The organism is Streptomyces mabaensis (assembly GCF_053763515.1).
Genome location: NZ_JBSOPZ010000024.1, coordinates 1 through 11120, shown reverse-complemented (window position 1 = coordinate 11120; position 11120 = coordinate 1). Strand labels below are relative to the sequence as shown.

9 protein-coding genes and 1 pseudogene are annotated in these 11120 nt (G+C 71.7%); 6 read left to right on the top strand and 4 right to left on the bottom strand.

What is annotated here, in order from left to right; genetic code table 11:
* Positions 1-46 precede the first annotated feature (46 nt).
* Positions 47-424 (top strand): annotated as a pseudogene (locus tag ACWV17_RS21500) (VOC family protein).
* A 1055-nt stretch (positions 425-1479) separates the two neighbouring features.
* Here ACWV17_RS21500 and ACWV17_RS21495 read toward each other — a convergent pair.
* Genes ACWV17_RS21495 through ACWV17_RS21485 form a run of 3 tightly spaced genes read right to left on the bottom strand, consistent with a single transcriptional unit; the run spans position 1480 to position 4506 of the window.
* Positions 1480-2061, bottom strand: a complete 582-nt coding sequence (locus tag ACWV17_RS21495) for a HutD/Ves family protein (RefSeq protein ID WP_455361024.1) — start codon at positions 2059-2061, stop codon at positions 1480-1482.
* A complete protein-coding gene (locus ACWV17_RS21490; RefSeq protein WP_455354346.1) occupies positions 2058-2801 on the bottom strand; it encodes a vWA domain-containing protein in 744 nt (247 codons plus the stop codon). The genes ACWV17_RS21495 and ACWV17_RS21490 overlap by 4 nt, the downstream gene beginning before the upstream one ends.
* Positions 2802-2847: 46 nt before the next feature.
* Positions 2848-4506: a FadD3 family acyl-CoA ligase gene (locus ACWV17_RS21485; protein ID WP_455361023.1), complete on the bottom strand. Its 1659-nt coding sequence runs from the start codon at positions 4504-4506 to the stop codon at positions 2848-2850.
* 108 nt (positions 4507-4614) lie between these two features.
* Here ACWV17_RS21485 and ACWV17_RS21480 point away from each other — a divergent pair, with 108 nt between their 5' ends.
* The gene (locus ACWV17_RS21480) at positions 4615-5187 is read left to right on the top strand and encodes a flavin reductase family protein (RefSeq protein ID WP_455361022.1); all 573 of its coding nucleotides are present in this window, start codon (positions 4615-4617) and stop codon (positions 5185-5187) included.
* Between the two features lie 25 nt (positions 5188-5212).
* On the opposite strand, the gene ACWV17_RS21475 is transcribed toward ACWV17_RS21480, so the two are convergent.
* Entirely contained in the window at positions 5213-5809 is a 597-nt protein-coding gene (locus ACWV17_RS21475) for a PadR family transcriptional regulator (RefSeq protein WP_455354349.1), read from the bottom strand.
* Between the two features lie 135 nt (positions 5810-5944).
* Between ACWV17_RS21475 and ACWV17_RS21470 the strand changes: the two genes are divergently transcribed.
* From ACWV17_RS21470 to ACWV17_RS21455, 4 genes are all read left to right on the top strand, one after another.
* On the top strand, positions 5945-7078 hold the full coding sequence (locus ACWV17_RS21470; RefSeq protein ID WP_455354350.1) for an LLM class flavin-dependent oxidoreductase: 1134 nt from the start codon (positions 5945-5947) through the stop codon (positions 7076-7078).
* The gene (locus tag ACWV17_RS21465; RefSeq protein ID WP_455361021.1) at positions 7075-7800 is read left to right on the top strand and encodes a glucose 1-dehydrogenase; all 726 of its coding nucleotides are present in this window, start codon (positions 7075-7077) and stop codon (positions 7798-7800) included. Before ACWV17_RS21470 ends, ACWV17_RS21465 begins: the two co-directional genes overlap by 4 nt.
* Entirely contained in the window at positions 7797-8840 is a 1044-nt protein-coding gene (locus tag ACWV17_RS21460; protein WP_455361020.1) for an alpha/beta hydrolase, read from the top strand. Before ACWV17_RS21465 ends, ACWV17_RS21460 begins: the two co-directional genes overlap by 4 nt.
* A 72-nt stretch (positions 8841-8912) precedes the next feature.
* Complete coding sequence (locus tag ACWV17_RS21455; protein WP_455361019.1) at positions 8913-9854, top strand: rhomboid family intramembrane serine protease; 942 nt, start codon at positions 8913-8915, stop codon at positions 9852-9854.
* Positions 9855-11120: the final 1266 nt, after the last annotated feature.

Below are 11120 nucleotides of genomic sequence, written 5' to 3'. Positions count from 1 at the left end.
TGGGGGGTGGAGGGCTGACTGCGGGGGGGTGTGTATCGTCCGGGCCATGATCGGCGAGCTGCAATGCGTGGTGCTTGACTGTCCCGATCCGCTGGTCCTTGCCGGGTTCTACTCGTCGGTGCTCGGCGGGAACGTGAATCAGCCGGACGGTAGGTGGGCGGTCGGTGAGGACTGGGCGACGCTGCACACCGGCTAGGGGCTCGTGCTCGCCTTCCAGCGGGTGGCCGACCACCGGCCACCGCGGTGGCCGGACCCGGCCCGTCCTCAGCAGTTCCACCTGGACGTCGGCGTCCCGGACCTCGACCGCGCGCAGAGTCAGGTACTCGGCCTGGGCGCGACGCTGCTCGACGGCGCCGAGGACGGCCGTCCCTGGCGAATCTATGCGGACCCGGCCGGCCACCCGTTCTGCCTGGTCCGGCACTGAGCGGGGCCGGGGACGGGCTCGGCGGCCGGGGGCCGTGGGCCGTGGGCCGTGGGCCGTGGGCCGTGGGCCGTGGGCCGTGGGCCGTGGGCCGTGGGCCGTGGGCCGTGGGGGGCATCCATTCGTGCCCGGGGGCGAGTTCGTTCGGGTGGGGGGGCCGCCCGGTTGATGATGATGGCGGCTCCGGGCCGGGCGTCAAGGGCGCTCCCTGCGGTCGCGTCGCTGCGCGATGGCCTTCGGCCACCCTGGACTCCCGTCCCTCCACCGCTACAGATGTGTGAGGGGGCGGCCCCCGGAGCCGGGCCCCGGGACTGCTGGTCGATAGGCCCGGGTCGGCCCCCGGCCGCAGGCCGGTGGGTGGTTGCGGGGCGCGGTCTCTTCGGAGTGGGCCCGGCCCCGGCTCAGCGGCCACCGGGTGGTGGGTGGCCAGGCAGCGCGACAGCTCCGGGATGGGACCGTCCCCGGCTTGGCGGCTGCCGAGTGGTGGGTGGTGCGCAGTCGGCTCGGGATGGGCCCGGCCCGGCCAAGCGGCCGCAGGCCGGTGGGTGAATGCCACGCCCGGCAGGTCCGGGATGGGCCCGGCCCCGGCTATCCGGCCGTCAGGCCGGTGGAGCCGAGGTGCGTTGACGTCTGTCGGCATGCGGGGTCCGCAGGGCCTCAATCCTGTCCGGTTTGCCGGGGTTTGTGGCCTGCCTGGGGGCCCCTCGGCCGCTTGGTGTCAATCCACCTCGGATTGGGCGTTGTTGTGGGCCAACAGACGGCCGTCGGACGCCAAGCCGAGCCGCGCAGCCCCCGAAGTGGCCGCGTGTCTTGCCCCTACCCACCGGGCTGAGGTCACCGACGAAAGCTGGACCACTCCCGGGGCTCAGGTGGGGCCCCGCTCCCCGGGGCCGCCCGACACTCATCTGCACCAGCGGGACGGGGCGGACGGTCAGGGGTGGCCGTAGGCCATCGCGCAGCGACGCGACGCAGGAGCGCCCTTGACGGTCCGACCCGGCCCGCCATACTCACCAACCGGGCGGCCCCGGGTTTCGCCGCACCCCTCGCCCCGGCAACCGTCACCCCCGGCCACCCGCACCCCCCGTTCCGAGCGTCACCACCGCCGCTCGGCCCTCCGTACGCAGTACGCCCGGCGACCCGCCCGTCGCCAGCACCGCGTCGTACCGGGCCAGTTGGATCCCCGGCCCCTCGACCACCGCAGGCCCCTCCAGCGCGACGGCCAGGACCGCCCCGCCCCGCGGAGCCGCCAGGCGGAGGCGGCCGCGTACTACCGCCGTCTCCGCCTGCACGTGCCCTCTGCGGTACATCACGTTGAAGTTCGCCACCGGCCCGCCGAGGAGCCGGCAGTCCGTCGGCACGTCGCCGGCGAAGTCCTGCGGTGCGTACCGCTCGTCCACCCGGCGCTGCGTGCCGCCGACCGTGAGGTCCATGCCCGCGCCCTCGACCATCGTCAGCGTCCGCTCGATGTCCGGGAACGCCGAGAACGGCCCGTCCGAGCCGACCTCGGCGAGGCTCACGCGCCAGGCGAAGTCGTCCATGCCGGTGTCCGCCGGCCACGCCGCGATCTCGCGGGTGACGCCTCCGCCATTCTTCCACGGCACGGCCGTGCGATCAGCGGCCCTCAGCAGCCGTACGGTCAACGAACGATCCCCCGCGCGGTCGCCGCGGCCAGCCACGCCGGGAACTCCGAGACCAGCCGGTCGTACAGCTCGGCGTCCGAGACCTGGCGCGGGTCGAGCCCCGCATGGAAGAACCCGGCGTTGTCGACCGGACGCTTCGCGGGGACCGCCAGTTCGTCGAGCTTGTGCAGGAAGTCGAACTGGGAGCTGCGCGTGTTGCCGAAGCCGACGAACTGCCAGAAGAACGGCAGCTTCGCGGCCTTGCACAGATAGCGTTCCGCGGCGTGCTTGCTGATGGGCCCGCCGTCGGTCTGGAAGACGACGAGCGCGGGGGCGGTCGAGCCGCTGTCGAGGTAGTGGTCGATGACCGCGTCCATGGCCAGGTGGTAGCTCGTCTTCCCCATGTGCCCGAGCCCGGCGACGATCTCGGCCACCCGCCCCTGGTGGTTCGTCAGCGAGATGTCGGCGACGGCGTCGACGTCGGTGGAGAAGAAGACGACGGGGACGGAGCCGTCGTCGTCGAGGTTGGCGGAGAGGCCGAGCACCCGGTCGGCCAGGGCCTGCACGCTGCCGTCGGCGTAGTACGGCTTCATCGAGCCGGAGTAGTCCAGGACCAGGTAGACCGCGGCACGCTGTCCGGTCAGCCCGTGCTTCTGGAGCGAGACCCCGGCGCTCTTGTAGAGGCTGACGAGCGCGGGCGCGGTCTCCTCCACCTTGCGGAGGCTGATGGCCGGTCCTGCCGTGGTGGGTACGACGGTCATCCTGGTCTCCGTTCGTGACGTGAGTGGCTGCGAGTCGCAGGTTACGTCAGCCGCCGGCTCGCGGCGGTGAGTCTCGTCGCTCCCCTCTTGCCGCGCGCCGCAGTTCCCCCTTGAGGAGTTTGCCTCCCGCATTGCGCGGCAGCTCCTTCACGAGGACGAACCGGCGCGGAACCTTGAAGTTGGCGAGGCGCTCCCTCGTCCATGCCGTGAGCTCTTCGCCCGTCACATCGCCCGCGGTGACGACGAAGGCCACCCCGATCTCACCGAGCCGCTCGTCCGGGGCCCCGACGACGGCTGCGTCGAGGACCGCCTCGTGCTGGAGGAGCACGTTCTCGATTTCGGCCGGATAGGCGTTGAAGCCGCCGACGACGTACATGTCCTTGAGCCGGTCGGTGATGGAGAGGTAGCCGCGGTCGTCGAGTACGCCGATGTCGCCCGTGCGCAGCCAGCCGTCGGGCAGGACGGCTTCGGCGGTGGCGGCGGGGTCGTCGAGGTAGCCGGGCGTGACGTGGTAGCCGCGGACCTGGACCTCGCCGGGTTCGCCGGGTGGCAGGGCGTCACCGAGCGGTGAGGCGATACGTACCTCGGTGTCGGGCAGCGCGAGCCCGACGGTGTGGGCGACGGTCCAGGCGTCGGCGTCCGTCGGACAGACGGAGACGACGCCGCCCGACTCGGTGAGTCCGTAGGCGGTGAAGACGTCGGGTGCGCCGAGTTCGGTGCGGATCTGCTCGACCAGCTCGGTGGGTACGGAGGCGGCGCCGGTCCCGGCCAGGCGGAGCGCGGAGAGGTCGTGGGAGCGCCGCGCGGGATGGTGGATGAGGCCGTGGAAGACGGTCGGCGGGCCCATCAGGCAGGTGACCCGCTCGGCGGCCATGCGGTGCAGGATGCGGTCGGTGTCGTACACCGCCTCGGGGAGCATGGTCGCGCCGCGCAGCAGGCAGGCGATGATCCCGGCCTTGTAACCGAAGGTGTGGAAGAACGGGTTGACCAGCAGATAGCGGTCTCCTGCGCGCAGGGTGACCAGCCGGGACCAGTCGCCGAAGAGGCGCACGGTCTGTGCGTGGGTGGCCATCACCCCCTTGGGGCGGCCAGTGGTGCCGGAGGTGTAGAGGATGTCGCACAGGTCCTCGGGGCGTACGGAGGCGATCCGCGCGAGGCGTTCGGTGTCCGGGACCCGCTCCCCCGCGCGCAGGTAGTCGGCCCAGCGCAGCGCGGCGGGCCCGGCCTCGCCGGGCGGGACGTCGGCGGGTCCCGGTTCGCCGCGCAGGACGACGGTGGAGCTCAGCCGGCCGAGGTCCTCGCCGGAGTCGTGGAGGGCGGTGACGTAGTCGGTGCCGAGGAAGCCGCGCTCGGTGAACAGCAGCCGCGCGCCACTGCGCCGGATGATGTCGGCGGCCTCGGCTGCCTTGTAGCGGGTGTTGACCGGGACCAGGACGGCTCCGGCGCCGACCGCGCCGAGTGCGGCCGCGATCCACTGGCGGCTGTTGGGTGCCCAGATCGCCACCCGGTCGCCGGGCCGTACGCCATGGGCGATGGCGGCGCGGGCCGCTGCGGCGATCTCGTCGCGGAGCCGGCCGAAGGTCCAGCGGACCTCGCCGTCGGCGAGGGCTTCCCTGTCGCCGTGGGCGGCTGCGGCGTACTCGGGCAGCTGGGCGAGCGTGGCGGGGGGCGGCACTGGCCTGGGGGCTTGCCGGGGGCTGGTCACGAACCCTCCTACATGACGTGCGGGGACTTGACGTGCGGGCGTGGCCGGTATCCAATCACAGTGTTTCGGTTAGGCATATACCTAGTAGAAATAATCTGGGAGGTCCCCATGGAGACACTCATCCCCACCCCGCCGACAGCAGCCCCCATCCCGCCGACGGCACCCCTCGACGACACGGCCATGAAGACCGTACTCAGCAGCTTCTGCACCGGAGTCGCCGTCATCACCGCCCTCCAGCCGGACGGCGCCCCGGCCGGGATGGCCGTGCAGTCCTTCTCCTCCGTCTCGCTCGACCCGCCGCTGGTCTGCTTCTGCCCGGCACACACCTCGTCCACCTGGCCGAAGGTCCGCGCGGCGGGGCGCTTCGCTGTCAACATCCTCGCGTCGGACCAGCAGGACCTGTGCCGCCGGTTCGCGGTGACGGGCGGCGACAAGTTCGCCGGGGTGGCGTGGCAGCCCGGCGGCAACGGCGCACCCCTGCTGGCAGGCGCCCTCGCGACGGTCGAGTGCGCGCTGGAGGACGTACTGGACGGTGGCGACCACGCCATCACCCTGGGGCGGGTCACGGCCCTGACCGTGCACCGCGAGACGGATCCGCTGCTCTACTTCCGCCGCACGTACGGGCGTACGTACGGGCGTACGTGCGGGCCCACACCCGGGCGTGCGGAAGGCGGGGCGTAGCCCCTACGAACCCCCTAGGAACCCCCTACGCACCCGCGCCGCGCTCCAGCTCCTCGATGTCCGACAGCATCGCGTCGGCCAGGTCGCGCTCCGAGGCGTAGTAGCGCTCGGCCCACTTCAGCGTGAGCGTGGGGTACGCCCACGCCGCCTCACCCTTCGCACCCTCGGCGTCCGCCTCGGCACGCAGGCGCATCTTCTCGGCGAACTCCCGGTGCTTCGCCAGGACTTCGCGCATCTGCTCGGGTTCCAGCAGATGGCCGAGCCAGAGCCGGAGCATCGGCCCGTGCTTGAGGACGGGCGGGTCGACCGGCGCCTCGCGCGCCCAGGTGCGGACCGCCTCCATGCCTTCGTCGGTGATCCGGTAGACCCGCTTGTCACGGGTCCCGGTCTCCTGCGCGACCATGCGCGACGTCGCGTAGCCGGCTTTCTCCAGCCGCTTCAGCTCGCTGTAGATCTGGCTGAACGACGGGCTCCAGTAGAAGAACCGCAGCGACCAGTCCGACCACTTCTTCAGGTCATAACCGGACAACTCCTCGCCGAAGGAGAGCAGTCCGAGCACCGCCCAGCTCGTCGCCGGAAGCGCGGGGCGTTCATCGTCAGCTGCCGTCTTCTTCTCCGCCACGCCCCGAAGTGTACGGGCGGACCTGACGAAGACCTTTCCCGCAGTCGCGTATGCCTGGTAGAAGTATTCCTATTCGAAATAGCTCCCGCCGACCGGCCGGAGCAACCAGCCCTGCACCACCAGGAGGCATCGCCCATGAAGTTCTCCATGATCTTCGAGGCCCAGCTCGCCGACCCCACACCCGAACGCGAGCGCCAGGTCATCAAGGACTGCGTCGAACAGGCCGTGTTCGCCGAGGAGATGGGCTTCGACCGCATCTGGGCCGTCGAGCACCACTCCCTCACCCAGTACGCCCACATGAGCGCGTCCGAGATCTTCCTGACCTGGGTCGCCGCCCGGACGTCGAAGATCCGCATCGGGCACGGCGTGGTCACCATGCCCTTCGGCTACCAGCACCCCGTGCGCGTCGCCGAGCGGGCCGCCATGCTCGACGTCCTCTCCGGCGGCCGCGTCGACATCGGCTCCGGCCGGGGCGCCACCAAGCAGGAGATGTCGATGTACGGCGTGCGGCCCGAGGACACATACCCCCAGATGGAGGAGGCCCTGCGGATCTTCTCCAGCGCCTGGCGCGAGGAGAAGTTCGAGTGGCACGGCTCGATCGACATCGGCCCGGGCGCGATCCTCCCCCGCCCCGTCCAGGACCCCCACCCACCGCTCTTCATGGCCTGCTCCCGGCACGACACGCTCAAGCTCGCCGCCGAACTGGGCATCGGCGCGCTGGTGATGGGATTCGCCGGCGCCGACGACGTACGCGAGATGCGCAAGGTGTACGACGAGGCCATCGCCACCCGCAGCGGCGACCGCTTCGTCTCCACCGAGGTCAACGACCATCTCTCGGCCCTCTGCCCGACGATCGTCCTCGACGACGCGGAGAAGGCGCTGCGGCTGGGCACCCGCGGGCAGCGCTTCTTCGCCGAGTCGATCGCCCACTGGTACGGCAACGGGCCCGAGCCGACGGCGTACGCGGAGGACGAGGACCATGTGGCGGCCCTCGCCAAGGACCGCGAGGAACTGGTTGCCAAGCTCCACGAGTCCAACATCCCGGCGCGCCCGGTCGACACCGGCACGTACAACGCCGAGCACGCGTACGGCGACGCCGAGACCGCGATCAGTTACGTCGAGCAGCTCCGCGCCATCGGCGTCGACGAGGTGATGTGCCTGATCCAGATGGGCACGGTCCCGCAGGAGGCCTGCATGGAGACCATCCGCCAGTGGGGCGAGAAGGTCATCCCCCACTTCCGGGCGCTGGCCCAGGAGGGGGCCAAGTGATCACGCTGGACGGCAAGGTCGTCGTCATCACGGGGGCGGGCCGCGGCCAGGGAGCCGCCGAGGCCCGGCTGTTCGCCGAGGCGGGGGCGCGGGTCGTGGTCACGGACGTACGGGAGGACGAGGGCCGGGGCGTCGCGAAGTCGCTGGGCGAGCAGGGCCTCTTCGTACGCCATGACGTCGGCGAGCGGTCGGACTGGGATGCGGTGGTGGCGGCCGCGCTCGGCGCCTTCGGCCGGATCGACGCGCTGGTCAACAATGCGGCGCTGTGGCGCACGGCGTCCGTCGAGACCGAGACGGAGGAGAACTTCGAGAAGCTGCTCCGGGTCAACCTCGTCGGCCCGTTCCTTGGGATCCAGGCCGTGCTGCCGGCGATGAAGGAGGCGGGCGGCGGGTCGGTCGTCAACGTGTCGTCGACGGCGGGCCTGGTCGGCATCCCCGGCCATGCGGCGTACGGGTCCACCAAGTTCGGGCTGCGCGGGCTGACCCGGTCGGCCGCGCTGGATCTGGCCGGGTACGGCATCCGCGTCAACTCCGTCCATCCGGGAGCGATCGACACGCCGATGACGGCCGCGGTCGCGGAGCGGGACTGGTCGCATCTGCCGCTGAAGCGGATGGGCCGGCCGGAGGAGGTCGGTGAGCTGGTGCTGTTCCTGGTCTCCGACGCCTCGTCGTATGTCACGGGTACGGAGTTCGCTGTCGACGGGGGGCTGACGGCCGGATGACCGACAACCGGATGACCGACAGCCGGGTGACCGATAGCCGCATGACCGACAGCCGGATGACCGACATGCAGAGCACTGATCCGCTCACCCCGGCCGCGCGGGTTCTGTGCGACCTCATGTCCGCGGGGTTTCCCGATCCGGCCGACGGGCCGCTGGACGCGGAGGCGCTGCGCCGGGCCGCGAAGGCGGGTGGCGGGGGGCCGGCCCCGGAGCTGCGCTCCGTGACCGAGCGGAGGACGCCGGTCCCGGTACGGATCTACGACCCGGGGGTTGGGGTGGGGGCCGGGGTGGCGGAGTCGGGCTCGGGGGCGGACGGGGGACGGCCGCTCGTCGTCTACTTCCACGGCGGCGGCTGGGTGCTCTGCGACCTGGACACGCACGACGGCCTCTGCCGCCGGCTCGCGTCCCTGACCGGGGCGGTGGTGGTGTCGGCCGACTATCGCCGCGCCCCCGAGCACCGTTTCCCCGCTGCCGCGGATGACGCCTTCACCGTTACCGCGTGGGCAGCGGAGCACGCCCGTGAACTGGGCTGCGATCCGGCGCGGCTCATCGTCGCGGGGGACTCCAGCGGCGGCAATCTCGCCGCGGCCACCGCCCTGCGGGCACGTGACCGCGGGTCCGTTCCGGCGATCGCCGCGCAACTCCTGCTCCAGCCGGTGCTGGACCCGCGTCCCGACGGCGTGTCCGCGTCGGCGTACGCGGAGGGCTTCTTCCACACCAACGCCCATATGCGGTGGTACTGGGAGCAGTACCTGGGCCCCGACGGCGACCCGGCCGACCCGTACGCCGCCCCCGGTCTCGCCTCCGATCTCTCCGGGCTGCCTCCCGCGCTCGTGGTACTGGCCGACTGCGATCCGCAGCGCGACGAGGGCCTGGCGTTCGCGCGCCGGCTGTCCCGGTCCGGTGTGCTCGCGCACGTGCAGCTGCACACCGGGGTGTTCCACGGGTTTCTGGGCGCGGCGGGTTTCCTCGCGGAGGCCGACGCGGCGCTGGACGGGGTGGCTGCGTGGCTGGGGCGTACCTGTCCGGAGGGCGGCTGACGGGATTCGATATCTTGTTCGGCGCCGACCCCACCGGCTCTGACCTGTTCGTACGCCCCTAAGGAGCCGGCCATGGAGGCCGACGTCACCACCTGTTTTCGGCACCCCAAGGTCGAGACGTATGTGCGTTGCACGCGCTGTGACCGTTACATCTGTCCCGACTGCATGCGGGAGGCAGCCGTCGGCCACCAGTGCGTGGAGTGCGTGAAGGAGGGTCACCGGAGCATCCGACAGGCCCGTACGGTCTTCGGCGGCAAGATCGCGGGCTCCGCCGTCCCGGTGGTCACGTACACGCTGATCGCGCTGAACGTCCTCGCGTACCTGGGCGAGTTGGTACGCCCCGCGATCGTCGACCAGTTCGGGATGCTCGGCCACGGGCTGATGGGGGCTGACGGGACGTACTACCTGTACGAGACGCCCTTCCCGGGGTACGAGGCGGTGGGCGTCGCGGCGGGCGAGTGGTACCGCCTCATCACTGCGGCGTTCCTCCACATGCCGCCCGGGAGCGGGACGTTCGGGATCCTGCACATCGTCCTCAACATGTACGGGCTGTGGAACCTGGGGCCGGTGGTGGAGGACCAGCTCGGCCGGGCCCGGTACCTCGCCCTCTATCTCCTCTCCGCCCTCGGTGGCTCGGTTCTGGTGTTCCTGGTCGCGCCGCAGCACAACGCGGTGGGCGCGTCCGGGGCGATTTTCGGCCTGGCGGCCTCGTACTACGTCATCAACCGCCGGCTGAACCGCGACATGCACGCGGCGAAGCGCTTCCTGGCCGGCTTCGTGATCTGGATGGTGATCTCGGCCGGATTCACTTCCTGGCAGGGCCACTTGGGCGGCCTGCTGTCGGGCGCGGCGGTTACGGCTGCGCTGGCGTACGCGCCGGCGAAGCACCGGACGGCGGTGCAGGCGGTCGCCATGGTGGGGGTGCTGGTCCTACTGGTGGTACTGGCGGTACTGAAATCAGCGGAGCTGGGGGGTTCGCAACTGCACGCCTTGGAGAGCATGTTGGAGGGTTAGCTCGATTGTGTGATGCTCGGCTTCCGGGCTTGTGCTGCTGTGCGGGGACCGGGGTAGCGTGGCTACGCGACCTGGGACGCCGGGTGCGGTGCCAGCGTGCGGGGCCCCTGCTCCACCAGCGAGATGGTTCAGGGCCTCCCCGTCGCCTCTGGCCGCGCCCACATGGCCAGGTCGTCAGGGACTCCGCCCTTCCGGGACGGGACCACGGACAGGATCCGTGTCGCCACCCGGATGCGAAAGCGGACGACCAGTGCGCCCAGGACCGTTCGGGGCGTGCCAGTGCGCGGACTCACTCCCGCTAACTGCCCAGGAACGGTTAGGTACGGCGGACCGGGATCCAGGAGCGAGTGGTTCGGGTGGGGGCCGCCCGGTTGTGATGATGGCGGCTCCGGGCCGGGCGTCAAGGGCGCTCCCTGCGGTCGCGTCGCTGCGCGATGGCCTTCGGCCACCCTGGACTCCCGTCCCTCCACCGCTACTGCTTGTTGAGGGGGCGGCCCCCGGAGCGGGGCCCCGGGGATCCACCGGCTGCTGGTCCCGGTCGGCCCCCGGCCGCAGGCCGGTGGGCGATTGCGGGACGCGGTCTCCCCGGGATGGGCCCGGCACCGGCTCAGCGGCCGCAGGCCGGTGGGCGGTTGCCGGGCGCGGTCTGTCCGGGATGGGCCCGCCCTCGGCTTAGCGGCCACCGGGTGGTGGGTGGCGCGCCATCGGCTCGGGATGGGCCCGGCACCGGCTCAGCGGCCACCGGGTGGTAGGTGGCCAGGCGGCGCCACAGCTCCGGGACGGGCCCAGCCCGGCCAAGCGGCCGCAGGCTGGTGGGCAGGGCGCCATCTTCTCGCGGGGGCCGGGCTCGCCAAGCGGCCGCAGGCCGGTGGGCGGGTGCGACAGACTCGTGGTGCGCCCGCTCCGGCTCAGCGGCCACAGGCCGGTAAGGCGTTGGCGAGTTCGGCAGGCCCGGAAGTGCCCGGACAGGGCTCTGAACGGTCGTCAGGCCGGTCCGGCCGAGGTGTGGCTACATCAAGCGCCATGACAGGCCCGCCGAGCCTCAATTCGGTCCGATTTGCCGGGGTTTATGGTCCGCCTGCGGGCCCCCTCGGCCACTTGATGTCGCACCACCTCGGATTGGGCGTTGTCCCGGTGCAACAGACGGCCGTCGGCCGCTAAGCCGAGCCACACAGCCCCCGAACCCGGTGCGTGTCTTGCCCCATCTGCCGGGCTGAGGCCACCGTGCAACGCACGCCACTCCCGGGGCTCAGGTGGGGCCCCGCT

Coding starts and splice junctions, on each gene's coding strand:
- ACWV17_RS21490 (WP_455354346.1), bottom strand. CDS start 2,801: ATGACCGTCGTACCCACCACGGCAGGACCGGCCATCAGCCTCCGCAAG.
- ACWV17_RS21480 (WP_455361022.1), top strand. CDS start 4,615: ATGGAGACACTCATCCCCACCCCGCCGACAGCAGCCCCCATCCCGCCG.
- ACWV17_RS21470 (WP_455354350.1), top strand. CDS start 5,945: ATGAAGTTCTCCATGATCTTCGAGGCCCAGCTCGCCGACCCCACACCC.
- ACWV17_RS21460 (WP_455361020.1), top strand. CDS start 7,797: ATGACCGACAACCGGATGACCGACAGCCGGGTGACCGATAGCCGCATG.
- ACWV17_RS21455 (WP_455361019.1), top strand. CDS start 8,913: ATGGAGGCCGACGTCACCACCTGTTTTCGGCACCCCAAGGTCGAGACG.